The organism is Lachnospira hominis (ex Liu et al. 2021), from assembly GCF_014287955.1.
In the GTDB taxonomy this organism is placed as follows: Bacteria; Bacillota; Clostridia; order Lachnospirales; family Lachnospiraceae; genus Lachnospira; species Lachnospira hominis.
This window is the reverse complement of record NZ_JACOPD010000002.1, coordinates 180,067-204,115: the sequence shown is the minus strand read 5'-3', so window position 1 is coordinate 204,115 and position 24,049 is coordinate 180,067. Positions and strand designations below refer to the sequence as shown.

General features: G+C 35.7%; 26 protein-coding genes. 21 read left to right on the top strand and 5 right to left on the bottom strand.

All coding sequences use genetic code 11. The annotated features are described in order from the left end of the window. Positions 1-7: 7 nt before the first annotated feature. From H8S01_RS03530 to H8S01_RS14210, 10 genes are read left to right on the top strand one after another with little or no spacing between them, the layout of a single operon-like run. Complete coding sequence (locus tag H8S01_RS03530) at positions 8-637, top strand: precorrin-8X methylmutase (RefSeq protein ID WP_186836340.1); 630 nt, start codon at positions 8-10, stop codon at positions 635-637. Then, on the top strand, positions 638-1,762 hold the full coding sequence (gene cbiD, locus H8S01_RS03525; RefSeq protein ID WP_186836191.1) for a cobalt-precorrin-5B (C(1))-methyltransferase CbiD: 1,125 nt from the start codon (positions 638-640) through the stop codon (positions 1,760-1,762). Between the two features lie 16 nt (positions 1,763-1,778). Continuing rightward, entirely contained in the window at positions 1,779-2,525 is a 747-nt protein-coding gene (gene cobM, locus H8S01_RS03520; RefSeq protein WP_021866447.1) for a precorrin-4 C(11)-methyltransferase, read from the top strand. Continuing rightward, the gene (locus H8S01_RS03515; protein ID WP_186836190.1) at positions 2,522-3,580 is read left to right on the top strand and encodes a cobalt-precorrin 5A hydrolase; all 1,059 of its coding nucleotides are present in this window, start codon (positions 2,522-2,524) and stop codon (positions 3,578-3,580) included. The genes cobM and H8S01_RS03515 overlap by 4 nt, the downstream gene beginning before the upstream one ends. A gap of 1 nt (position 3,581) precedes the next feature. Further along, on the top strand, positions 3,582-5,108 hold the full coding sequence (cobJ, locus tag H8S01_RS14270; protein WP_330605481.1) for a precorrin-3B C(17)-methyltransferase: 1,527 nt from the start codon (positions 3,582-3,584) through the stop codon (positions 5,106-5,108). 17 nt (positions 5,109-5,125) lie between these two features. Next, the gene (gene cbiE, locus H8S01_RS03505; RefSeq protein ID WP_186836188.1) at positions 5,126-6,307 is read left to right on the top strand and encodes a precorrin-6y C5,15-methyltransferase (decarboxylating) subunit CbiE; all 1,182 of its coding nucleotides are present in this window, start codon (positions 5,126-5,128) and stop codon (positions 6,305-6,307) included. Positions 6,308-6,334: 27 nt separating this feature from the next. Beyond that, positions 6,335-8,710 carry a cobyrinate a,c-diamide synthase gene (locus H8S01_RS03500; protein ID WP_186836187.1) on the top strand — a complete coding sequence of 792 codons (2,376 nt, stop codon included), beginning with the start codon at positions 6,335-6,337 and terminating at the stop codon, positions 8,708-8,710. Next, positions 8,698-9,231, top strand: coding sequence for a bifunctional adenosylcobinamide kinase/adenosylcobinamide-phosphate guanylyltransferase (locus tag H8S01_RS03495; RefSeq protein WP_021866452.1), 534 nt, complete (start codon positions 8,698-8,700; stop codon positions 9,229-9,231). The genes H8S01_RS03500 and H8S01_RS03495 overlap by 13 nt, the downstream gene beginning before the upstream one ends. Then, positions 9,218-9,640 (top strand): hypothetical protein, encoded by a 423-nt coding sequence (locus tag H8S01_RS03490; RefSeq protein WP_186836186.1) that lies wholly within the window; start codon positions 9,218-9,220, stop codon positions 9,638-9,640. The genes H8S01_RS03495 and H8S01_RS03490 overlap by 14 nt, the downstream gene beginning before the upstream one ends. 28 nt (positions 9,641-9,668) lie before the next feature. Next, positions 9,669-9,791, top strand: a complete 123-nt coding sequence (locus H8S01_RS14210) for a hypothetical protein (protein ID WP_279287863.1) — start codon at positions 9,669-9,671, stop codon at positions 9,789-9,791. Positions 9,792-9,863: 72 nt separating this feature from the next. On the opposite strand, the gene H8S01_RS03485 is transcribed toward H8S01_RS14210, so the two are convergent. The 5 genes from H8S01_RS03485 to sigG form a co-directional block, all read right to left on the bottom strand. Beyond that, entirely contained in the window at positions 9,864-10,901 is a 1,038-nt protein-coding gene (locus tag H8S01_RS03485; RefSeq protein WP_186836185.1) for a sensor histidine kinase, read from the bottom strand. A 304-nt stretch (positions 10,902-11,205) separates the two neighbouring features. Beyond that, on the bottom strand, positions 11,206-11,925 hold the full coding sequence (locus tag H8S01_RS03480) for a LytR/AlgR family response regulator transcription factor (RefSeq protein ID WP_021865959.1): 720 nt from the start codon (positions 11,923-11,925) through the stop codon (positions 11,206-11,208). Between the two features lie 83 nt (positions 11,926-12,008). Further along, positions 12,009-13,058, bottom strand: coding sequence for a lactonase family protein (locus H8S01_RS03475; protein ID WP_186836184.1), 1,050 nt, complete (start codon positions 13,056-13,058; stop codon positions 12,009-12,011). Between the two features lie 70 nt (positions 13,059-13,128). Continuing rightward, the gene (locus tag H8S01_RS03470; RefSeq protein ID WP_021865957.1) at positions 13,129-13,386 is read right to left on the bottom strand and encodes a PRC-barrel domain-containing protein; all 258 of its coding nucleotides are present in this window, start codon (positions 13,384-13,386) and stop codon (positions 13,129-13,131) included. A gap of 60 nt (positions 13,387-13,446) precedes the next feature. Further along, positions 13,447-14,223 carry an RNA polymerase sporulation sigma factor SigG gene (sigG, locus tag H8S01_RS03465; protein WP_186836183.1) on the bottom strand — a complete coding sequence of 259 codons (777 nt, stop codon included), beginning with the start codon at positions 14,221-14,223 and terminating at the stop codon, positions 13,447-13,449. A gap of 184 nt (positions 14,224-14,407) precedes the next feature. On the opposite strand from sigG, the gene nrdR reads away from it, so the two are divergent. The 11 genes from nrdR (at position 14,408) to ptsP (ending at position 23,992) form a co-directional block, all read left to right on the top strand. Beyond that, positions 14,408-14,854, top strand: coding sequence for a transcriptional regulator NrdR (gene nrdR, locus H8S01_RS03460; protein WP_021865955.1), 447 nt, complete (start codon positions 14,408-14,410; stop codon positions 14,852-14,854). Between the two features lie 28 nt (positions 14,855-14,882). After that, the gene (locus H8S01_RS03455) at positions 14,883-15,416 is read left to right on the top strand and encodes a YqeG family HAD IIIA-type phosphatase (RefSeq protein ID WP_186836182.1); all 534 of its coding nucleotides are present in this window, start codon (positions 14,883-14,885) and stop codon (positions 15,414-15,416) included. Between the two features lie 15 nt (positions 15,417-15,431). Further along, on the top strand, positions 15,432-16,304 hold the full coding sequence (gene aroE, locus H8S01_RS03450; protein WP_021865953.1) for a shikimate dehydrogenase: 873 nt from the start codon (positions 15,432-15,434) through the stop codon (positions 16,302-16,304). Next, positions 16,297-16,824 (top strand): shikimate kinase, encoded by a 528-nt coding sequence (locus H8S01_RS03445; RefSeq protein ID WP_021865952.1) that lies wholly within the window; start codon positions 16,297-16,299, stop codon positions 16,822-16,824. The genes aroE and H8S01_RS03445 overlap by 8 nt, the downstream gene beginning before the upstream one ends. A 44-nt stretch (positions 16,825-16,868) precedes the next feature. Further along, positions 16,869-17,306 carry a type II 3-dehydroquinate dehydratase gene (aroQ, locus tag H8S01_RS03440; protein WP_021865951.1) on the top strand — a complete coding sequence of 146 codons (438 nt, stop codon included), beginning with the start codon at positions 16,869-16,871 and terminating at the stop codon, positions 17,304-17,306. Positions 17,307-17,437: 131 nt separating this feature from the next. After that, entirely contained in the window at positions 17,438-17,995 is a 558-nt protein-coding gene (gene efp, locus H8S01_RS03435) for an elongation factor P (protein WP_021865950.1), read from the top strand. Between the two features lie 184 nt (positions 17,996-18,179). Further along, entirely contained in the window at positions 18,180-18,998 is an 819-nt protein-coding gene (locus tag H8S01_RS03430) for a DeoR/GlpR family DNA-binding transcription regulator (protein ID WP_330605479.1), read from the top strand. Beyond that, complete coding sequence (pfkB, locus tag H8S01_RS03425; RefSeq protein WP_021865948.1) at positions 18,995-19,897, top strand: 1-phosphofructokinase; 903 nt, start codon at positions 18,995-18,997, stop codon at positions 19,895-19,897. The genes H8S01_RS03430 and pfkB overlap by 4 nt, the downstream gene beginning before the upstream one ends. A gap of 66 nt (positions 19,898-19,963) precedes the next feature. Next, complete coding sequence (locus H8S01_RS03420) at positions 19,964-21,913, top strand: PTS fructose transporter subunit IIABC (protein WP_186836181.1); 1,950 nt, start codon at positions 19,964-19,966, stop codon at positions 21,911-21,913. Between the two features lie 35 nt (positions 21,914-21,948). Beyond that, on the top strand, positions 21,949-22,212 hold the full coding sequence (locus tag H8S01_RS03415) for an HPr family phosphocarrier protein (RefSeq protein WP_186836180.1): 264 nt from the start codon (positions 21,949-21,951) through the stop codon (positions 22,210-22,212). A 76-nt stretch (positions 22,213-22,288) separates the two neighbouring features. Next, a complete protein-coding gene (gene ptsP / locus H8S01_RS03410) occupies positions 22,289-23,992 on the top strand; it encodes a phosphoenolpyruvate--protein phosphotransferase (RefSeq protein WP_021865945.1) in 1,704 nt (567 codons plus the stop codon). Positions 23,993-24,049: the final 57 nt, after the last annotated feature.

Here is a 24,049-nt window from a genome sequence, read left to right as displayed (position 1 = left end):
TGAATATATGAATCCAAATGATATTGAAAAACATTCATTTGAAATAATAGAACAAGAGCTTGAAATTGAACTCCCATCTGATATTAAACCGATTGTTAAGAGAGTAATACATACGACCGCAGATTTTTCTTATGCGGAAAATATGTATTTTTCACCTGATGCCATAAAGACGGCGTTGGGTGAAATTAAATCGGGAGTGACATTTGTTACAGATACGAACATGGCACTTTCAGGTATTAATAAAAAAGCATTGAAAGAACTTAACTGTAATGCTGTGTGTTATGTATCAGACGAGGATGTTGCAGTTATGGCGAAAAAAGAGAATATAACAAGGGCAGTATGTGCTGTAAAAAAAGCAGCTATGAATAATAAAAGATGTATTATGGTTGTAGGAAATGCACCTACTGCACTTATTCAGATAGAAAAAATGTACAGGGAAAATGAGTTTAAACCACTTCTTGTAATTGGTGTTCCTGTTGGATTTGTAAATGTTGTGGATTCAAAGGAGGCAATTATTGATAGTGGTATGGAATGTATTATAGCAAGAGGGAGAAAAGGCGGCAGCAATGTTGCCGCATCAATAGTAAATGCACTTTTGTATATGTGTCAGGATGATAACCGGGAGTGGAGAAGATAAATGCTCGAAAAATATGTAAGTAAAGGCAGCAAAAAATTAAGATGCGGTTTTACAACAGGAACATGTGCTGCCGCTGCATCCGCCGGTGCTGCCAGAATGCTTTTGTCAGGAAAAGTCATTGAAAATATTACTGTAATAACTCCCTCAGGAAATTCTGTTACTGTTGGGCTTACAGATATAAAAAAAGAAAATGATTATGTGAGCTGTGCGGTACAAAAGGACAGTGGCGATGATCCTGATGTGACAGATAAAATTCTTGTATATTCAACGGTTTCATATGAAAAGAGTGGAATAACTGTTGATGGAGGAGAAGGTGTCGGACGTGTTACAAAAAAGGGTTTAAAACAGCAGATTGGTGAAGCTGCAATAAATCCTGTACCACGGAAAATGATAGAAGAACAGTTAAAAACGGCTGCGTCTGATTATTCATATGATGGTGGACTTAAAGCTGTAATAAGTGTTCCGATGGGAATACAGATTGCGAAAAAGACATTCAATCCAAGACTTGGAATAGAGGGAGGAATATCAATACTTGGAACGACGGGAATAGTTGAACCTATGAGTGAACAGGCACTTATAGATACAATATCGGTTGAACTTGATGTAAGAAAAGCACAAAATGAAGAATTTATAATTGTCACACCGGGAAATTACGGCCAGGATTTTTTGAGGGATAATCTGGGTATTGCTGTTGATAAATGCGTTAAATGCAGTAATTTTATAGGAGATACAATAGATATGTGCATTGAAAAAGGCTTTAAATCAATGCTTCTTGTCGGACATATCGGCAAACTTTCAAAGCTTGGCTGCACAATATACAATACACATTCAAGATATGCTGATGGAAGAATGGAAGCATTTGCTTTATGTGCAGCATTATGTGGGGCAGAAAGAGAAGTTCTTGAAAATATACTTGGATGTATAACTACTGATGCTGCACTTGAGATTCTAAAAAAAGAAGGTATTTTTGATGAGACAATTAAAATGCTGGAAAAAAGAATTGACAGATCATTAAAACTGCGGGCAAAAGGCAGTATTGAAATCGGAATGATAACATTTTCAGAAGAATACGGCATTTTATGTAAAACGGAAAATGCAGATAATATGCTTGAAAAATTGAAATGATAATAAGGAGAAAAGTATGGTTCATTTTGTTGGAGCAGGTTCAGGAGCCAAAGATTTAATAACGGTGAGAGGAATGAATCTGTTAAAAAACGCTGATGTAATAATATACGCCGGCTCACTTGTAAATCCTGAACTTCTGGAATATGCAGAAGATTCATGTGAAATTTACAACAGTGCATATATGACGCTTGAAGAGATTATTGATGTCATAAAAACAGCAGATAGTGAAAATAAGGATATTGTGCGTCTGCATACAGGCGATTCTTCAATATATGGTGCAATAAGAGAGCAGATTGAACAGTTAAATTCATATGATATTTCATGGGATATCTGTCCCGGAGTCAGCAGTTTTCTTGCTGCTGCTGCAGCAGCAGGATGTGAATACACGGTGCCTGGGATTTCGCAGTCATTGATAATTACAAGAATGGAAGGAAGAACACCGGTTCCTGAAAAAGAAAAGATGAGAGAACTTGCAGGACATAATACATCCATGGCAGTCTTTTTAAGCTCAGGACTTACAAAAGAATTACAGGATGAACTGCTGACCGGCGGATATAGTGAGGATACACCATGTGCCATATGTTATAAGGTAAGCTGGCCTGATGAAAAGATAATAATGACAACAATTAAAAATCTGCATAATGATATGGTATCGAATAGTATTGCGAAAACGGCTCTTATTCTTGTTGGTGATTTTCTAGGCAGAAAATATAATAATTCAAAGCTCTATGATGCTTCATTTACAACGGAGTACCGTAAATGAGAGCGGCGGTAATTGCATATACGGTAAACGGAGCTATACTGGCAGAAAAGTTAAGACATTTAAGTGATGATGAGATTGATATATATGTCAGTGTAAAATCGGCAAAATATATTGATGCAGAAAATATTATAACATTTAAGAGTACGCCGGCCATTATCAGAGATATTTTTTATCAATATGAAGGAATCATATTTATTGGTGCGGCTGCAATAGCGGTACGTTCTATTGCACCTTATATTACAAGTAAATTCAAAGATCCAGCTGTGCTTGTCATGGATGATCATGCAATACATGTTATTTCACTTTTGTCCGGGCATGTGGGAGGCGGGAATGAATGGTGTGTAAAAGTTGCAGGAATGTTAGGTTCGGATGCAGTTATAACAACTGCAACGGATGTCAATAACGCATTTGCTGTAGATGTTTTTGCAGTAAAAAATCACCTTAAAATGATAAATCCATATATGATACGAGACATAAGCACAAGAATTGTAAACGGTGAGCAGCTTGGGATATACATGCAGGCTGAAGAATATGAAAAGGTAATACAGAACGAGTGTAAAAAATGCAGTAAAAATATAAAAATAACAGACTATGAAAATGCTGATATAGTTATATTAAAAAATAAATCAGAAATTAAAGATATGCAGTCAAAAATAATTCTTATACCGCGTAATATTGTTGTCGGAGTTGGCTGCAGAAGAGGAACAGAATACTTAAAGATTAAAAGTTCTGTTATGACAATATTAGAAAAAGCCGGTGTATCTGCGGAAAATGTGAATTGTGTCGCTTCAATTAACAAAAAAGCAGACGAAAAAGGTATAATAGAGCTGGCAGAGGAGTTACAGGCAGATTTCATTACATATACGGCAGATGAGCTTATGGAGGTTGAAGGTGAATTTGAGCCGTCAATGACTGTATATAACCACGTTGGTGCGGATAATGTCTGTGGACGCAGTGCATGCAGGGCAAGTTGTAACGGTGAATGTCTTGTACCTAAGACTGTAGAAAACGGAGTGACAGTTTCTGTATACAGATACAGGGTTTATGGAGGATAAAGTGCTTAATATAGTTGGTTTTGGATGTGGTTCATATGAGAATATGACAATAGAAGCGGTAAGGACGATTGAAAAGTCTGAACTTGTAGTAGGATTTAAGACATATATAGATTTGATGAGAGAATATTTTCCTGATAAAGAGTATTATGAAAATGGCATGATGCAGGAAAGACAGCGTTGTGAATATGCGTTGAATGAGGCTGTGACCAAAGAGGTATCACTTGTCTGCAGTGGTGATTCCGGCGTATATGGCATGGCATGTCTTGCATATGAGCTTGCCGGTGCTATGGATAATTCTCCTGAAATTAAGGTCGTGTCGGGAGTTACAGCGGCAAACAGCGGAGCAGCAATAATAGGTGCTCCATTGTCACATGATTTTTCAGTTATAAGCCTTAGTGATCTTTTGACAAAAAAGAGCGTGATAGAAAAAAGACTGCGTGCAGCAGCAATGTCAGATATGGTAATCTGCCTTTATAATCCATCTAGTAAAAAAAGGGCAGATTATCTTGCATGGGCATGCAGCATATGTCTTGAATATAAAGATGAAGACACAGTATGCGGCGTTGTAAGAAATATAGGAAGAGACATGGAAAGCTCGAAGATTCTTACACTAGGTCAGTTAAAAGAATATAATGCAGATATGTTTACTACAGTATTTATCGGTAATAAATCAACTGTCAGGATGGGTGAAAAAATGGTAACACCGAGGGGATATAATAATAAGTCAGAAAAAAGTATTATTATATTTGCCGGAACAACAGAAGGCAGACACCTTGCAGATTATGCATCCGGGTTAAATATAGACACACATATATTTGTTGCTACAGAATATGGTGAAATGATATTAAAAGACGACAAAAGTTTCGATGGGAATAAGTGCATAATACACACAGGCAGGCTTGATGAGGCAGAAATTAAAGAAGAAATAGAAAAAATAAATCCGATGGCAGTGTTTGACGCGACACATCCATTTGCAGTGCAGGTTACGGAAAATATTAAAAATGCCTGTGAAAAGACTACAACAAAATACATACGTATAAAGAGAGATAAAGAAAATTATAATCTGGTCAATCGTGAAAAAGTAAGAAGTGCGGGCAGTGCCGAAGAAGCAGCAATAATATTAAGTGCCCCATGCTATAAAAATAAAAAAGTTCTGCTTACAACAGGAAGTAAAACGGTAGGTGTTTACAGTCATCTTGAAGGATTTAAAGATAATTATTATTTGAGGATGCTGCCTAATGTGCAGATGCTTGGAGAGGTGCTTAAAAGCGGAATTAAAAATTCTAATGTTATATGCATGCAGGGACCTTTTTCTGAAAATATGAATTATGAAATGATAAAAAATTATGGAATAGAAGTATTGGTTACAAAAAATTCCGGAAATACGGGCGGTACACAGGAAAAAATTAATGCAGCAATGCGTGCAGGGACAGAGGTAATAATAATAGAGGATACAGGCAGTGATGAATGTATCGGTATAGGATTGAGTGAAGCTTTAAAATATATTACAGAAATAGTTGAAAAATAACAGAAAGAAAGATAAAAATGAATGTATATATAATTGGTGTGGGACCCGGAAACGGACGGTATCTGATAAAAGAATCAGAAGAAAAAATTGAGAATGCTGATATAATAATAGGTGCAAAAAGACTTATAAAGCCATATTGTAATAAAAAAACATTTGCAGCAATTACACCTTTCGATATAATTTCAATCATAAAAAGTAATAATCAGTGTGAAAATATAGCGGTGCTTATGTCGGGAGATGCATCGTTTTACAGCGGAACGAAAAAGCTGGTTTTGGAATTAGAAAAAGAAAAAATTAAATATAATATTCTGCCGGGGATTTCAAGCGTATCATATATGTCTGCAAAAACAGGTGTTCCGTTGGATGAGGCTGGATTTTTAAGTCTGCATGGAAGAAAAATGAGCATTATGGGCACAATTCTTTCATCAAGATATACATACATTTTAACACAGTCAGATTGCGGCATAATATGTCAGAGACTCCAAAAAATTGGATTTGGCGGATTTAAAGTATATATAGGTGAGAATCTTTCACTTGAAAATGAAAAGATTACATGTGATTATGCAAAAAATCTTACAGAGTATGAATCATGCGGACTCTGTGTAATGCTGGTTGAAAATAATGAAAAGCTTATTGACGGCATTGCAGGAATTCCCGATGAGAATTTTATTCGTGGAAATGTTCCTATGACGAAAAGAGAAATCCGTGCATCAATTGCTTCACGCATGCATGTTTCAAAAAATGAATGTATATATGATATTGGAGCCGGAACAGGTTCAGTCAGTATAGAGCTTGCACTTGCGGATTATATGGGAACAGTATATGCGATAGAAGAAAATGAAGAGGCGTGTGCTTTAATAAAAGAAAATTCTGATAAATTCGGAACAGATAATATTCAGATTGTAAATGGGCGTGCACAAGAAAAAATAAATGAACTTCCGGCACCGGACAGCGTGTTTATTGGCGGAAGCAAGGGAATGTTAAAAGATATAATTGACCAGCTTATCCGTAAAAATCCATCTGTACATATTGTTATGACTGCTGTTACAATGGAGACATTAAATGAAGCTCTGGAATATCTTGAAATTAATTTCCAAAAAGTGGAAACAGTGTGTATAGCAGTTACGAATGTGGTAAAACGTGGAAGATATCATATGCCGGATGTACAGAATCCTGTATTTATAATAGATGCAAGATGACAGGCAAAATTTCAGGGAGGCATTAAAATGTGTAATGGAAGAATTATGATTGCAGGCACAAACAGCGGATGTGGAAAAACAACAGTTGTATGCGGTTTATTAAAGTGTCTTTTAAACAGAAAAATGAACATTCACGCATTTAAGTGCGGACCTGATTACATAGATACATCATTTCATAAAAAAGTGCTAAAAATTCCAACAGGAAATCTTGATTCATGGTTTTGTAAGCCGGAAGATTTAAGAAAGATAGTTTCAAAAAAAGCGGATAAATGTGATATAGCGGTTATTGAGGGCGTGATGGGCTATTATGACGGGATGGGATTTACGCAGAGGGCAAGTGCATATGAAATTGCTGACATAACATCTACACCTGTAATACTTATAATAAATTGTAAGGGCATGTCATCATCGCTTGAAGCTGTCCTTTCAGGATTTGTTAATATGAAGCAAAACAGCCATATAAAAGGTGTCATATTTAACAGATTATCTGAGAAACTTTACAGATATGCAAAAGAATGTGCATTAAAACTTGGAGTACAGCCATTAGGATATATTCCGTCAGATTCGTCACTTCATATTGAAAGCAGGCATCTTGGGCTTGTAGGTGCAGATGAAATAAAAGGTTTTGATGAAAAACTTGATCATCTGGCAGATGTAATGGAAAAGACGATTGATATTGATGCAGTGATGAAACTTGCAAAAACAGCGGAAAAATTAGAATACGAAGCTGAAAAAGATGTGGGAACTGACAGTAAATCTTGTGTGAATATTGCAATTGCAAAAGATGAAGCATTTTGTTTTCTGTATGATGACAATATTGCTTTTCTGGAAGAAAATGGATGCAAGATTATGTATTTCAGTCCGATACATGACAGTGAAATACCGTATGATGCAGACGGAGTTATTTTCTGGGGTGGATATCCTGAGAGATATGCAAAAGAATTATCAGAAAATAAGAGTATGATTAAAAGTGTAAAAAAAGTGATAGACAGTGGGATTGCCTGTATTGCGGAATGTGGAGGCTTTTTATATCTTCATTCATATCTTGAAGGAACGGATGGGAAAAAGTATCCTATGGCGGGGATTATAGATGGTGAAGCAGTAAATGGCGGAAAACTGCAAAGATTTGGATATATGGAAGTTACGCCGGTGTCCGATGGTATGGCATGCAGATGCATGCAGCCGTTGAAAACGCATGAATTTCATTATTGGAAAAGCTGTAATCCGGGCAGCGATTTTCAGGTGAAAAAAGTATCTGATGAAAGTATCAGCATGGCAGGATACAACACAGAAAAATTATATGCGGCTTTTATGCACATATATTTTTACGGAAATGAGGAATTTGGAATGAATTTTATAAAAAAATCATGCGAATATGCTGCAAAAAAACATTGGGATAATATAGCAAAGCCTCTTAACGGACTGGGGGATTTTGAAGATATAATAGTAAAAATTGCAGGCATACAGAATACAGAACATGTAGATATAAGTAAAAAAGCATTAGTCATAATGTGTGCTGATAATGGAATTGTAGAGGAAAATGTAAGTCAGAGCGGACAGGATGTAACAGCGATAGTGGCTGCCAATATGGCATCACGCAAATCAAGTGTATGTCTTATGGCCGGTTATACCGGTGCACAGGTTATACCTGTAGATATAGGAATTGCATGTGAAACCATTCCGTCAGGTAAAAAAATTGATGATATGGATGGAATTTTACATAAAAAGATAAGCCATGGTACAAAAAATTTTCTGAAAGAACATGCTATGACAGATAAACAGTGTATTAAGGCAATAGAAACAGGAAAAGAAATTGTAAAAATGTGCAGTGAAAAAGGAATAAATATTATTGCTACGGGCGAAATGGGAATTGGAAATACAACTACAAGTGCAGCACTTGCAGCAATTCTTCTTGATGAAAAGCCGGAAAATGTAACAGGTTATGGTGCAGGACTTACGAATGAAGGGCTTAAAAATAAAACTGAAACAGTAAGAAAAGCGTGTGAAATGTATAGTGGATATAAAGATGATACACTTAAACTTTTATCATGTATTGGTGGATTGGATATTGCAGGGCTTGCTGGTGTATTTATCGGCGGAGCTGAGTATGGAATTCCGGTTGTCATTGACGGACTGATATCGGGAATAGCAGCACTTACTGCGGAATATATGTCACCTGGAACAAAAAAATATATGATTGCATCACATGCAGGAAAAGAGCCTGCTTTAAAAAAGATTCTTACACATCTTGAATTAAAGCCTGTGATAGATGCGAATCTTGCATTGGGAGAAGGTTCTGGGGCAGTTATGGTTTTTCCTCTGCTTGATATGTCAATGAGTGTGTACAATGAGAGCAATACATTTGAAAATATAGATATGGAGGCATATGAGTGTTTGCATTAATTTTCGGAGGAAGCGGAAGCGGTAAATCTGAATATGCGGAAAAGCTTTCATGTGAGCTTGCACAAAAAAATGAAAAATATTATATTGCAACTATGATTCCATACGGAGAAGAAGGAAAAAAAAGAGTTGAAAGGCATAAGAAGCTGCGTGAAGGCAAAGATTTTTATACAATTGAGCAGACGATGCATATATCAGGGGCGTTGGAAAAAATAAAAAATCCACGTAACTCAACAGTTCTTATTGAGTGTATGTCAAATCTTGTCGCAAACGAAATGTTTGAGCCGGGAGGAAATACTCAATCAATTATTAAAGAATGCATGACAATCCGTGATAAATGTAGTAATATAATAATAGTAACCAATGATATTTTTTCTGATGGATGCATATATGATGAATCTACCAGAGAATATATCAGACAATTAGCATATATCAACAGGCAGCTTGCACAAGATGCGGATATTGTAGAAGAAGTTGTATATTCTGTGCCTGTAAGGTTGAAAACAATATATGAAATCATTTAAAACAAATAAAAAATTAATATATATTTTTCTTGTTCTGTCAATAATTCTTTCAGGAATGTATTTTGGAACGGATAATGAAGAATTCAGATGCAATAAGTCCGGTGGAACTTCTGCATCTTATGTATATCAGGTGATTGATGATACATATGGAGGTAACGAAATATGTATGGGAGAGATTTTAGGATTAAAAGATATTAATGTCTTTCAGACAAAAGATATAATTTCATACAGATATAATCTGAAGATTAATTTTTCTTTTGCCCTGATTTTACTTGAATTTATTATTATGATTTTTTTCAGTATGAATTATTATTATATACATGAAAAAAATCAATACATACGCAGAAAAATTATTATTACATATATTCATAATCAGGATGGAGAAAAAAGCTGTGCTGTCATAAGTTAGGAATTAATTTATGACAGGAGGGGTGAATATGGTAATGAACATTATTGCAGCTGTGCTTACTTTATTTGCAGTTGCAGGTTCAATATTTGCATATAAGCTTGAAAAAAGCGATTATAAAAATGCAGATTCTGATAAAAATGCAGAAAAGTAATAAGATATAAAAATATAAAAGGCGGGTCTGCTGATTTTTTAGAAAAATCAGTAAGCCTGCCTTTCTGGCTGTTTACATCCGGTCTGAAAAACTTATAAGTGTATGGAAAGTTGAATCATTTTCGTCATAATACATATCAATAAAACCATTATATTTATTGACGACACGTTCAATGCTTTTAAGTCCATAGCCATGGCTTATGGTGTCTTTTTTGGATGTTTTTAATTTACCATGCGAATCGAAAGGATTTCCATTACATGAATTTACTACATTTACCATGATAGTAAGTTTGTCAGAAGTATCAGAACATATTTTTAATGTTATATGTCCATCATCTGTTTTACATGCTGCTTCATATGCATTATCAAGAAGATTGCAAAATAAAGAAGTGCAGTCGTCAGGAGATATGAAAGAAACAGTTTTTGAACGTATATCGGTTATAAATGTAATATTTTTGTCTGAACATTTTTTCTGAAAGCGATATGCAATTGCATTTAAAATTTCATTGTCAGATACCATTACAGGTTTGCTGAATTCCTCAGAGTACAGAAGCGTTGAAATATATTTATCAATTTCATTATAATTATGTTCTTTATTTAACTCCTTTATCGACAAAAGATGATTCTTAATATCATGAATCATTATTTTTTGTTTTTCGTCCATTTCAGCGAGCTGTTTATAATATTCTATTGAAAGAGATTCATTTTGAAGCTGCAAATTTAGTTTTTCGTTCTGGATGTATTGTTTTTCTATATAATTATACATATTTATTGCAAGTACATTAAGGCACAAAAGAACCGTTGCACTTATAAGTATAAGTGTAATATATTTTGTTGAAAGTGATATATTGACACATAAAATGCAAAAAGAATTTATAATGAAAACGCTTATTGCACATATTCCGACAGGTGCAAATATTTTTAATGTTGATGTTGTGCCGGGATGTTCCTTTTTTGAAAGAATATAAGAGGCTATATACATAAATATAAGGTATAAGAGCTTACTTATATAATAAATCATAACCTGTACTTTAAATGAATCAATATAGCCAAGAACGTTCTGACCATAATCAGGAACAGCAACCATTACGATAAGTTCTGTTATGCACATAATAAAAGTTGCCAGCAGTGCGTGCAGCATGCTTTTGCCCGGTGTGACTTTATATGCTGTGCATATAATCAGCATTGTCATTACAAAAAACAGTATACAGTTTAATGAAAATATGCGTAAACCTATAAACAATATAGGAATAGTGTAAAATATTATGTAAATTAACAATCTTTTTATAAAATTGTATCTGCGTTCAAAAAGGCCGGAGCAATAAAGCCATAACGTATATCCTTCACATATATATGCAAAAATTGATATTATATATATATTAAATAAATTCATAATAACTACCTGGCCCTATAATTTATCTTATTCTTTCAAGATGTCTTAAATATTGTCTTTTGAATTCAACCCTTTTACGGCGTGCCAAAGGTATAGTCATAAAGCCATTGCTAAGTGAAAGCTCAGTAGGAGAGTAGTTGGTTATATAATTCATGTTAATGATAAAGCTTCTGTGAACCTGATAAAAATTATAACTTTTATTAATTCCGGCTAGTACATTCATCCATTCTGACAGGCTGTTGACTGAGTCAATTTTATCATCTTTTGTGTATACATAAGAATAACGTCCCTCTGCTTCAATACATATAATATCAGATTTTTTAAGTGCAATAGGACCATGTCTGCGTGTGTAAACAATTGCTGTCGCATTAGCCTCGGCATATATTTTTACTGCATCAGCAAGACTGCGGCTGAGACGTTTCTTTTCAACAGGCTTTGTAAGATAGCGGAAAACATGGATTTTCATTGCGTCATCAAGATAATCAAGATGAGATGTCACGATTATTATAAGTACGCTTGGATTGCGTTTAATAAGCTCTGTTGCGGTATTTATTCCGTTGAGTCCCGGCATTTCTATATCCAGAAAAACAATATCCGGTATTAATGGGTCATTTAATAAATCATCACCGCTGGTAAAGCCTTTTACAAGCGGGTCATAAGGTTCCATTGCAAAGTATATTTTTGTATAACTGCGAATTTGTGCAATATCAGCTTCGTTATCATCACATATAAATATGTTCATATATAATATCCTCGTTTGTTTTTTATTTTATGTAAAAAAACGCCATGCCGCAGGTTTTGAAAATCCATGGCATGGCATAAGATTTACTGTAATTTTTTAATTATCATGTTATTTGGTTTTGAAATTTTTAATTCAGGACCATTCATTACTATAAGTCCTTTATCAAAATGAATTGTAAAAATTGTTATTGAGTTGCCCTCATTATTCATTGACATTATGTGTTTGTCATCAGGAAAAATATTTATGTATTTTGGATAATCACCGCTTACCGGAAGTGATGAAATACTGTTAAGCGTACCTGTTTCTTTGTTTACGCTGTAAATAGTAACAGTATTATCACCTGCGTTTGAGCAGATAAGATTATTGCCTGAATTAGAAAGAATAAGACTGGCAGCAGCACTGTTGGTTTTATGTCCTTTTCTGACTGTAAAAATATTCTGTATAAGTTCAAAACGGTTTTTGCCATTGTCTTTGTCATAAGAATATACATTTATATAATTCTTCAATTCACATAAAACATAGGCATATCTGCCGTCTGCACTGAATATCATCTGTCTTGGAGCTGATTCAAGCTGTGAACGTATAATATCATATAATTTGAGTTTTCCAGTGTTGTGATTAAATTCGTAAAGTTTAATCTGGTCAATACCAAGGTCGCATGCACATAAAAGTTCTTCATCAGGTGTAAATACAGACCAGCTTATATGTGGCCTGAAATTGCGGTCAGCAATGCTTCCCATTCCTTTGTGGAATACTTCATCTGTTATTTTGCCGATTCTTCCGTCAGGTTCAAGTGAAAGCACGGTAAGTTTACCATCATGATATCCTGAAACAATTAAAAAACGGTCATCTTTTGAAAGTGTGATGTGACATCCTCGCATTCCGTTAATAGAAACGACATTGAGTTTATTTAAACTGCCATCCGGTTCTATGGAAAATGATGTTACACCCTGGTCACATATTGAATATAAAAAGTTACCGCTGTGTGACAATGTTATGTAAGAAGGATTATCAATTGGAAATTCTGTGCGTTCTGTTATACGTCCCTTTTCAACATCCATATCGTATAAATGGATTCCTTTGCTGCTTTCGTGAGTATAGCTGCCTACATATGCAATATATTTTTCGCTCATATAATATGCCTCGCTTCTGTACATTAATATTTATTTATATTTTAATTCAAAAAGAGATAAAATTCAATAATCATATACATTTATGTGTTATTTTTTCGAGAGAAACTTCAACAAGAACAGCATCGGGACCTATGCCTCTGACACATGGGAATGGAATTATATATTCGATATCTCTTCCAAACAGGCCGCAAAGCCGTCCGGGTCCCGGTACTATGAGTGCTTTTATGCAGCCGCTGCATTCGTCAAAGTCAATATCAATTACACATCCAAGAATTTTGCAGTCACATGTATTTATTACCTGTTTATTGTGCAAATCACATACACGCATGGATAACCGCCTTATGAATATTTGTCAGTATTATTATATTCATAAGGCGGCAGATAGTTGTCAGCCCAGAAAATTACGCATTGATTTTAATGCCATTTTTTCAAGCCGGCTAACCTGTGCCTGTGAAATGCCTATTTCGGCAGCAGTTTCCATCTGTGTTTTACATTCAAAAAAACGCATTGTTATAATTCTTTTTTCGCGTGGGGAGAGTTTTTCAACTGCTTCTTTAAGAGAAATCCGGCTGACCCAGTTTTCTTCGCAGTCCTTTTTGTCACTGACCTGATCGAGCACATAGAGTGTGTCGCCGCCATCATTGTATACAGGCTCGTACAGCGAGACAGGTGTTTGTACTGCCTCAAGTGCAAGTACGATATCTTCTTTTGGCACACCGATTTCGGACGCAATTTCATTAATTGTCGGTTCTTTTTGTCTTAATTTTGTCAGTTTTTCTTTGGTATAGATTGCTTTGTAAGCGGTATCACGCATGGAACGGCTGACACGTATAGAATTGTTATCTCTTAAATATCTTTTTATTTCTCCTAATATCATTGGAACTGCATATGTCGAAAATTGTACATTTTGTGATAAATCAAAATTATCAATAGCTTTAATCATTCCGATACATCCAATCTGGAATAAATCGTCGATGTTTTCATTTGATTGGTTAAAACGCTGTACAATGCTTAATACAAGACGCAGATTGCCTTTGATAAACTGTTCACGGGCGTTTGCATCACCCTGTTTGATTTTCTTTAAAAGTTCCTCTTTTTCCTTTGCTTTTAACAGCGGAAGCTCTGCTGTATTGACACCGCATATTTCTACTTTATACCCAGCCAAGCTGCACCTCCTTTATCAATATAATTGAATTTTCTAAGTAAATGATTGCCGTTAAAAGAAAATTTAATCCTGTAAAGAATATCCATTTTTTTAAAGACTTTTTATTGACCGCAGGCACAATATTATTTATAATAAATTCATTCCTTGGGGAATTTTCAGTTTTGATTTTTTGGAGGTAACTACCTTGAAGTGTCCATATTGCGGAAATGAGAATACAAAAGTTATAGATTCAAGACCGACTGAGGAGGGAGCGATACGCCGCCGCCGCCAGTGTGAGTCATGTGCAAAAAGATTTACTACATATGAGAAAATAGAGATGATGCCGATTATTGTTATCAAAAAGGATGACAACAGAGAGCCTTACGACAGGGAAAAGATTGTTGCGGGAATTGTGCGTTCATGTCATAAAAGACCAGTGTCACTTGCACAGATTAACCAGATGGTTGATGAGATTGAGACACAGATTTTTAATTCTGGTGAAAAAGAGATTCCTACAACAAAGATCGGAATGATTGTAATGGATAAACTTAAAAAACTCGATGAAGTAGCCTATGTAAGATTTGCATCTGTTTATCGTGAATTCAAGGATGTCAATACATTTCTTGAGGAAATTAACAAAATTTTAAAATAATTTATCATGAAAAATTAATGAGGAATATATGTTTAAATGTTTTTATCCCGGCAGATATTATGATTCTGCTTATGATATAGAATATGGTGAATTTTACGAAAAAGGATACCGCGGAATAATATTTGATGTTGACAATACACTTGTAGAACATGGTGCACCTGTCACAAAGAGAGCAAAGGATTTATTTGACAGGCTTCATGAGATAGGATACGAGACGTGTATTATTTCAAATAATAAAGAAGAACGAGTGAAACCTCTGGCAGATGAAGTTAATTCAAAGTATGTAAGCAAGGCAAACAAGCCATCGCCTGTCAATTATATTAAGGCAATGGATATTATGAATTGTGGCAAAGATAATGTGTTTTTTGTCGGAGACCAGATATTTACTGATGTATGGGGAGCCAACAGGGCAGGAATCCTGAGCATGCTTGTGAAGCCTATAGATAAGCATGAGGAGATTCAGATTGTTTTAAAAAGATATCTTGAGAAGATAGTTCTTTTTTTCTATAAAAGATATTGTAAAAAACATGGACAAACAGATGATTATAAAAATAAAAAATAAAAAGGATATGTTAAGATGGATATTAATGGAACAACAAGAGTGTGCGGACTTATAGGTAATCCTGTAGCACATTCAATATCGCCTGTTATTCATAACAGGCTTGCCGGATTAAGAGGAGATAATCTTGTATATGCAACTTTTAAGGTTGAAGCCGGTAATGTGGCGGCAGCAGTTAAAGGTGCATATGCACTTGATATTCTGGGCCTTAATGTTACAGTTCCGCATAAGCAGGCTGTTATAGATGAACTTGTTGACATTGATGAGCTTGCAGCTGCTATCGGGGCTGTGAATACGCTTGTGCGTACTGAAGGTGGATTTAAGGGGTATAACACGGATATTCTCGGACTTGACAGAGAACTTTCAGATGTTGGCATTTCTCTTGAAGACAAGTGTGTTGTTATAATAGGTGCAGGCGGTGCAGCAAGAGCGATTGCTTTTCTTTGTGCAGGAAAGAAGGCATCAGAGATTTATATAATGAACAGAACGCTCGAAAAAGCACAGAATATAGCAGATGCAGTCAATGAATATGCAAAAAAAGATATAGCAAAGGCGGCAGGAATTTCTGAATGTGGCAGCTTTGATAAAAAGGATTACATTGTTATACAGACAACAAGTGTAGGGCTTCATCCGCATGATGATGAGACAGCTGTTACGGCAGATGAGTTTTACGAGAATGCAGCGGCAGGTGTCGATATTATTTATAATCCATATGAGACAATGTTTATGAAACTTATGAAAAAGCATGGCAAGCCGGCTTATAACGGATTAAAAATGCTTCTGTACCAGGGCGTTGCAGCGTATGAACTCTGGAATGACTGTAAGATTTCATCTGATATGGCTGATATAATATATGAGGATATGAAAAAGGAGCTTGGAATCAGTGAGTAAAAGAAACAATATTATCCTGATTGGATTTATGGGGTCAGGAAAGACCACATTCGGAAAATGGATTGCAGCTAATAAGAAAATGGAATTTGTTGATACTGATGAGCTTATAGAAAAAGAAAATGGAATAACAATTTCTGATATTTTTGCGTCAAAGGGTGAAGTATATTTCAGAAATCTTGAGACAGACATGTTAAACAAACTTCTGGAGAGAGATACACAAAATTGTGTTATATCTGTAGGAGGAGGTCTTCCTGTAAAAGAGGAGAACAGAGAGCTTTTATCACAGCTTGGTACAGTTGTATATCTGTGGGCTGATGCAGATGAGCTTGTTAAAAGACTAAGTGGTGATAATACAAGACCGCTTCTTGCAGGTGGTAATCTCAAAGAAAAGATTAATACGCTTATGGATGCAAGAAAAGAGATTTATGACAGTGTTTCTGACATTAAGATTGATACGAAAGATATAGCTTTTAATGATATGTTTAGTCAGATGGAAGAGTTTTTGCAAAAAAATATGTAGATAATGTGGTTGTGATTTATAATTATAGAAAGGTAAATAAAAGAATGAAGAAAATACTTGTTATTAACGGACCTAATATCAATTTCCTCGGAATAAGGGAAAAAGGAATATATGGTTCACAAAATTATGATGCTCTTGTTGATATGATTAATAAAAAAGCAGAAGAGCTTGGTGTGGAAGTTGAAGTATTCCAGAATAATTCACAGGGAGCAATTATTGACAGAATACAGCAGGCATATTTTGAAAATGTTGACGGAATAGTAATTAATCCTGGAGCTTATACACATTACAGCTATGCTATACGTGATGCACTTGCATCAATAGAATCAATTCCAAAGATTGAAGTTCATATCTCTAATGTTCATACAAGAGAAGAATTCCGTCATGTATCTGTTACAGCACCTGTGTGTACAGGTCAGGTTGTAGGACTCGGATTAAACGGATATTTATATGCAATGCAGGCATTATGTGATATGCAGTAAATCTTTATAATTTGGTTCTTAGTGTATAAAATATGTATTTTGTGGCTGTTTGCTAAAAAAATAGTTGCCAAATGCGTAAGATTATTATAAAATATTATAAGTTATTGATAATTTAGGAGGTATACCAAAGAATGGTAAGTGCAGGAGATTTTAAGAACGGTATTACAGTTCAGATGGATAACGGTATCTGGCAGATTATTGAATTCCAGCATGTAAAGCCTGGTAAGGGCGCTGCTTTTGTTAGAACAAAGATGAAGAACATCGTGAGTGGTGGTGTGGTTGAAAAGACTTTCAGACCAACAGAGAAGCTTGAGCTTGCTCACATTGACAGAAAAGAATATCAGTATTTATATTCTGATGGAGATCTTTACAACTTCATGGATACAGAAACATTCGAGCAGATTGCTCTTGCAAAGGAAGATGTAGGCGATGCATTAAAGTTCGTTAAGGAAAACGAAATGGTTAAGTTATGTTCGCATCAGGGCAAGGTATTTGCTATTGAACCACCTCTTTTCGTTGAACTTCAGATTACAGAGTCTGAACCTGGTGTTAAGGGTGATACAGCAACAGGTGCTACAAAGCCTGCTATTCTTGAGACAGGTGCTAAGATTATGGTTCCACTCTTTGTAAATCAGGGAGATACAATCAAAATCGATACACGTACAGGTGAATATCTTTCAAGAGTTTAATTTAATCATTTGGCAGACTAAGTTTTATGCCTGTGCATGATGGATTTGTAATTCATAACATTAATAATATAAAGAGAGAAGCTTGACATTTAATGTCGGTTTCTCTCTTTTTTTGACTTGAATTCTATCAAAATCAATCAAAAAATGAAAAAATATGATTGAATTTGATTAAAAATGATTGACAATGATTAAAAAGAGTGATATTTTAATCATAGATAAAGAAAATGGTTTAAGGGAGTGGTTATTAATGCTGACACAGGAACGATACAGACTGATAACTGAAGCAGTTGAAAAGAATCAGGCTGTGACGGTTGAGCAGCTGGTGAATGAAATAGGTGCATCAGCGGCAACAATAAGAAGAGATCTGACAGCACTGGATGAACTGGGAAAAGTAAAGAGAATCCGTGGAGGTGCAGCAGCAGTTGAACAGGAGTTCCTTACATCTGAAGATGATGTTGATACCAAGTACGAAAAGAATGTAGCAGAGAAGAAAGCTATAGCAGAGTATGCAGCTTCAACAATCCAGAATGATGATTTTATATATATAGATGCAGGAACTACAACAGAGTTTCTTATTGATTATATAGACATAAGTGTGTCGGCCGTATTTGTTACGAATGGAATTGTACATGCAAAAAAACTGATATCTAAAGGATTTAAAACTTATATGGCGGGTGGACTTATAAGAGCAAAGACTGAGGCAGTTGTCGGCAGTGAGGCTGTTGAGAGCATAAAAAAATTCAATTTTACAAAATCTTTTATCGGTGCTAACGGAATACATCCGTTCCATGGATTTACAACAGTTGACACAGATGAAGCAATGTTGAAAAAAGAAGCAGTCAATCACAGTTATGTGAGCTATGTTCTTGCTGACCACACAAAGTTTGGCAAAGTTACAGCTGTAACATTTGCTCCGTTAGAAAAAGCGTGTATTGTAACGGATGGTATTGTTAAAGATAAGTATAAAGAACTTACTCTGATTAAGGAGGTGCATGTTGAATGATTTATACGGTTACACTGAATCCTGCAATTGACTATGCGATGCATGTTGATAATCTTACAGCTGGTCAGGTAAACAGAAGCCATGGTGAATATGTTTTATATGGCGGAAAAGGAATTAATGTTTCGACTGTATTGCATAATCTTGGCGTTGAAAGTATAGCATTAGGTTTCGTTGCGGGATTTACAGGTGAAGAGATTGAAAGTGGCGTAAAAAATCTGGGTGTTCAGACGGATTTTATACATCTTAACAGTGGATTAAGCAGAATAAATGTTAAAGTTAAGGGCACAAAGGAAACGGATATTAATGCGGCAGGTCCCGAAATTTCAAAAGATGAGCTTGAAAAGCTTTTTAAGAAACTGGAGAAAATAAAAGATGGCGATATGCTGATACTTGCAGGGGCGATACCAAAAAGTGTTCCTGAAGATATATATGAGCAGTTTATAGAAAGAATTTCAGGGAAGAATGTTAATGTTGTGGTTGATGCTACAAAAGAACTTTTACTGAATGTATTAAAATACAGACCATTTCTTATTAAACCGAATAACCATGAACTTGCGGAAATGTTTGGCAAGACATCACTTGATGAAGAACAGATGAACTATTATGCAGGTAAATTACAGGATATGGGGGCAAAAAATGTGCTTGTCTCTATGGCAGGTGACGGTGCGGTGCTTTTTACGGAAAACAAAAAGGTATATAAAATAGGCGTTGCAAAGGGACAGGTTGTTAATTCGGTAGGTGCAGGAGATTCGATGGTTGCGGGGTTTGTTGCAAGTTATTTTAAGGACAGGAATTACGAAAAAGCCCTAAAATATGCAACTGCCGCAGGCGGTGCCACAGCTTTTCTGGAAGGGCTTGCCACTAAGGAAAAGACGGAAGAATTGTTAAAACAGTTATAACAGTGAATGACACATATAATAGATGTGTTAAAAATAAAAAAATAAAAAGAAAGGATGGAAGATGACATGAAGATTACAGAATTATTAAATGAATCGGGAATTGAGCTTGGTGTTTCAGTTAAGGACAAATCATCTGCTATTGAGATTTTGGTAAACCTTCATGAAAAAGCAGGAAATCTGTCAGACAAGGCTGAGTATACACAGGCCATAAAAGCAAGAGAGGAGCAGGGGTCAACAGCTGTTGGCGAAGGAATAGCAATTCCTCATGCAAAATGCAGTGCAGTAAAAAGACCAGGACTTGCAGCAATTACAGTACCGGATGGAGTTGATTATGAAGCACTTGACGGACAGCCGTCCAATCTGTTTTTTATGATAGCAGCACCTGAGGACGGTGCGGATGTTCACCTTGAGGTTTTATCACGCCTTATGGTTCTTCTTATGGATGAAGATTTTAAAAATAAGCTTTTGAATGCAAAAAGCAAACAGGAATTTTTGGCTGTGATTGATGAAAAAGAATCAGAAAAATATGGTGATGAAGAATCTTTAGATGAAAAAGAACAAAGAGAAAAGCAGATTAGACAAAATGACAATAATGCAAAGTATCGTGTACTGGCTGTAACTGCATGTCCAACTGGAATCGCCCATACATATATGGCGGCAGAAGCATTGCAGAAAGCTGGAGAAAATATGGGTTACAGCCTGAAAGCCGAGACTAATGGTTCGGGCGGTGTAAAGAATGCACTTACAGCTGAGGAAATAGAAGCGTGCGATGGCATAATTGTTGCAGCTGATAAAAATGTAGAAACAGCAAGATTTGACGGAAAACCGGTATTGTTTACGAAAGTATCGGATGGAATTCATAAACCGGAAGAGTTGATTACCAAAATTGTAGAAAAGAAAGTTCCGGTGTACCATGAGGAGGGTGGACAAAAGGAAAGCCTTTCATCAGGTGAAAAAGAAGGCGTATGGCATGTAATATACAAACATCTTATGAATGGTGTTTCGCATATGCTTCCATTTGTAATTGGCGGCGGAATAATGATTGCACTTGCATTTCTTCTTGATGATTATTCAATTGACCCGTCTAATTTCGGTATGAATACGCCTGCTGCTGCATTTTTCAAGACAACAGGCAATGCAGCTTTTGCATTTATGTTACCGATACTTGCCGCATTTATTGCATCATCAATAGCAGACAGACCCGGACTTGCAGTTGGTTTTGCCGGTGGTGTGCTTGCAATGAACGGAACTAATTTTGTGGATCTTGCACAGGGTAAGACAGTCGGAATTTCAGGAGGATTTCTAGCAGCACTTCTGGCAGGTTTCGTTGCAGGATATGTTGTTCTTCTTCTGGAGAAGATAACCAGAAAGCTTCCAAAGAGTATGGACGGAATAAGACCGATGCTTATATATCCTCTCGGCGGAATTATAATTATAGGACTTGTAATGTGTGCTGTTAATCCTGCTATGGGCTGGATTAATACAGGAATAAGCAATTGGCTTGATGGCATGGGAAATACATCAAAAGTTCTTCTTGGAATAATTGTTGCAGGCATGATGAGCGTTGATATGGGTGGACCGGTAAATAAGGCTGCATATGTATTTGGTACTGCGTCGCTTGCTACAGGTAACTTTGATGTTATGGCAGCTGTAATGATTGGTGGAATGGTACCACCGATAGCTATTGCATTGTCAACAACATTTTTTAAGAATAAATGGAATGATGAAGAAAGAAGAAATGGCGTGGTAAACTATATTATGGGATTATGTTTTATATCAGAAGGAGCAATTCCATATGCAGCATCTGATCCATTAAGAGTAATTCCAAGCTGTATTGTTGGTTCGGCAGTTGCAGGTGGTCTGTCAATGGCATTTGGATGTACATTGAGGGCACCTCATGGTGGTGTATTTGTATTTCCGGTTGTTGGCAACTGGCTTATGTATATAGTTGCACTTGCAGTAGGAAGTATAGTTGGAGCATTAATTCTTTCAGCATTAAAGAAAAAAGTAAAGTGAAAATAAAAGCGTAATGAACAGACAGGAGAATTATTATGGTATCAAAAACAGTGGTGATTAAAAATGAACAGGGACTTCATATGCGTCCGGCAGGCGTGCTTGCTAAAGAAGCGGCAAAATATAAAAGTAATATTAGTCTGGTATTTAATGGAAAAAAGATTAATGCCAAGAGTGTTATGAATATTATTGCGGGATGTATGAAATGTGGTTCCCAGATAGAAGTTGAATGTGATGGTGCTGATGAGCAGGAGGCTTGTGAAAGCATTGCCGTATTAATTGAATCGGGACTTGGAGAATAAAGTACGTATAGCTATTGATAAGCCGCCGGTTCATGTTCCGGCGGCTTTGTGGTTTAGGAGTTAAAAGGAGGCAGTTATGTATAAAGGAATTGGTGGGTCTTCGGGCTATGGAATCGGAAAAATTGTTATTATAAAAAATGATATGCCTGTGTACGAGATAAAATCGCCAGAGAATAAAGAAAATGAAATAAAACGGTTTTTACAGGCAGTTGATAAATTTATTGAAAAAACAACAAAAATGGCTGAACATATGAGAAAAACAGCAGGAGAAAAGAATGCAGAAATTATAGAGGGACATATAATAATGCTGTCAGACCCGTTTATGCAGGATGAAATTAAAGATAAGATAAACAGCGGAATGTGTGCAGAAGAAGCTGTTGATAAAGTATGTGAACAGTTTATTGAAATGTTTACAATGACAGATGATGAGCTTACAGTCCAGAGAGCGGCGGATATTAAAGATATCAGGCTTCGTCTGTTAAAAATTCTTACAGGAGACAGAGATATTGATATAAGCGAAGTGCCTAAAGGCAGCATAATTGTTGCAAAAGATTTAACACCTTCAATGACTGCCGGAATTGTAAAGGAAAATGTAGAAGGCATCATAACACAGGCAGGAGGATTTACATCACATTCTGCTATACTTGCAAGAGCTTTGGAAATACCGGGAGTGTTCAGCGTAGATGATATAACCGACAATGCAAGAGATGGGATGGAGGCAGTAATTGACGGAAAAGAAGGATGTGTCATTCTTAATCCGTCAAAAGAAGAGATTACAGAATATACAGCAAAGAAAGAAAAATATCTTAAAGATAAAGAAGAATTAAATAAATACAGAAACAAAGCTACAAAAACAGCTGATTCTATTGAGATAGAACTGTTTGGAAATATAGGGAAACCGGAAGATGCAAAAAATGTCAAAGATAATGACGGTGAAGGCATCGGACTTTTCAGAACAGAATTTTTATTTATGGAAAATACGCAGATTCCATCGGAAGAAGAGCAATTTGAAGCATATAAAAAGACAGCTGTTATGATGGATGGAAAAGAAGTAATAATACGAACGCTTGATGTTGGAGGAGACAAAAATATTCCATATCTTGGAATGGAAAAAGAGGATAATCCATTTCTTGGATTCAGGGCAGTCAGATATTGTCTTGACAGAAAAGAAATGTATAAAATTCAATTAAGAGCATTGATTAGAGCAAGTGTATTTGGTAAAATAAAGATAATGATACCTCTTGTTACGTGTGTAAATGAGCTGAGAGAAGTAAAAGTTTTAGTTGAAGATATCAAAGCTGACCTGGATAGGGAAAATATACCTTATGATAAAAATATAAGTGTCGGTGTTATGATTGAAACTCCAGCGGCAAGTGAAATCGCTGATCTGCTTGCAAAAGAAGCCGATTTTTTCAGTATCGGTACAAACGATCTTACACAGTATACAATGGCTGTTGACCGTGGCAATTCAAAGGTTGCATATTTATATTCTGTATACAATCCTGCAGTTATACGTTCAATTAAAAGAATTATAAGTGCAGCTGCAAATGAGAATATTATAGCGGGAATGTGTGGCGAAGCTGCTGCAGATCCACTTCTTACACCACTTCTTATATCATTTGGATTAAAGGAATTTAGTGTAAATGCATCATCAATTTTAAGGACGCGTGCACAGATTGCAAAATGGACAAAAGCTGAGGCAGATAAAGTTGCAGATGAAGTTATGAAATGTGCTACGCAGGAAGAGGTATATGAGATATTAAAAAGATATCAAAGATAAAATATAAAAATACCGGCAACGCATAAGTACAGGGGCGGTGTCAGAGACAGGAGAGAA

What these genes read in the sequence shown, in the direction of transcription:
- H8S01_RS03475 (WP_186836184.1), bottom strand. Translation starts at nt 13,058, where the DNA reads ATGAGCGAAAAATATATTGCATATGTAGGCAGCTATACTCACGAAAGC.
- cobM (WP_021866447.1), top strand. Translation starts at nt 1,779, where the DNA reads ATGGTTCATTTTGTTGGAGCAGGTTCAGGAGCCAAAGATTTAATAACG.
- aroQ (WP_021865951.1), top strand. Translation starts at nt 16,869, where the DNA reads ATGAAGAAAATACTTGTTATTAACGGACCTAATATCAATTTCCTCGGA.
- H8S01_RS03485 (WP_186836185.1), bottom strand. Translation starts at nt 10,901, where the DNA reads ATGTGCATAACAGAACTTATCGTAATGGTTGCTGTTCCTGATTATGGT.
- H8S01_RS03430 (WP_330605479.1), top strand. Translation starts at nt 18,180, where the DNA reads ATGATTAAAAAGAGTGATATTTTAATCATAGATAAAGAAAATGGTTTA.
- H8S01_RS03515 (WP_186836190.1), top strand. Translation starts at nt 2,522, where the DNA reads ATGAGAGCGGCGGTAATTGCATATACGGTAAACGGAGCTATACTGGCA.
- cbiD (WP_186836191.1), top strand. Translation starts at nt 638, where the DNA reads ATGCTCGAAAAATATGTAAGTAAAGGCAGCAAAAAATTAAGATGCGGT.
- cbiE (WP_186836188.1), top strand. Translation starts at nt 5,126, where the DNA reads ATGAATGTATATATAATTGGTGTGGGACCCGGAAACGGACGGTATCTG.
- pfkB (WP_021865948.1), top strand. Translation starts at nt 18,995, where the DNA reads ATGATTTATACGGTTACACTGAATCCTGCAATTGACTATGCGATGCAT.
- H8S01_RS03420 (WP_186836181.1), top strand. Translation starts at nt 19,964, where the DNA reads ATGAAGATTACAGAATTATTAAATGAATCGGGAATTGAGCTTGGTGTT.
- H8S01_RS03480 (WP_021865959.1), bottom strand. Translation starts at nt 11,925, where the DNA reads ATGAACATATTTATATGTGATGATAACGAAGCTGATATTGCACAAATT.
- efp (WP_021865950.1), top strand. Translation starts at nt 17,438, where the DNA reads ATGGTAAGTGCAGGAGATTTTAAGAACGGTATTACAGTTCAGATGGAT.
- H8S01_RS03500 (WP_186836187.1), top strand. Translation starts at nt 6,335, where the DNA reads ATGTGTAATGGAAGAATTATGATTGCAGGCACAAACAGCGGATGTGGA.
- H8S01_RS03470 (WP_021865957.1), bottom strand. Translation starts at nt 13,386, where the DNA reads ATGCGTGTATGTGATTTGCACAATAAACAGGTAATAAATACATGTGAC.
- H8S01_RS03490 (WP_186836186.1), top strand. Translation starts at nt 9,218, where the DNA reads ATGAAATCATTTAAAACAAATAAAAAATTAATATATATTTTTCTTGTT.
- H8S01_RS03530 (WP_186836340.1), top strand. Translation starts at nt 8, where the DNA reads ATGAATCCAAATGATATTGAAAAACATTCATTTGAAATAATAGAACAA.
- H8S01_RS03415 (WP_186836180.1), top strand. Translation starts at nt 21,949, where the DNA reads ATGGTATCAAAAACAGTGGTGATTAAAAATGAACAGGGACTTCATATG.
- aroE (WP_021865953.1), top strand. Translation starts at nt 15,432, where the DNA reads ATGGATATTAATGGAACAACAAGAGTGTGCGGACTTATAGGTAATCCT.
- H8S01_RS03455 (WP_186836182.1), top strand. Translation starts at nt 14,883, where the DNA reads ATGTTTAAATGTTTTTATCCCGGCAGATATTATGATTCTGCTTATGAT.
- H8S01_RS14210 (WP_279287863.1), top strand. Translation starts at nt 9,669, where the DNA reads ATGGTAATGAACATTATTGCAGCTGTGCTTACTTTATTTGCAGTTGCA.
- ptsP (WP_021865945.1), top strand. Translation starts at nt 22,289, where the DNA reads ATGTATAAAGGAATTGGTGGGTCTTCGGGCTATGGAATCGGAAAAATT.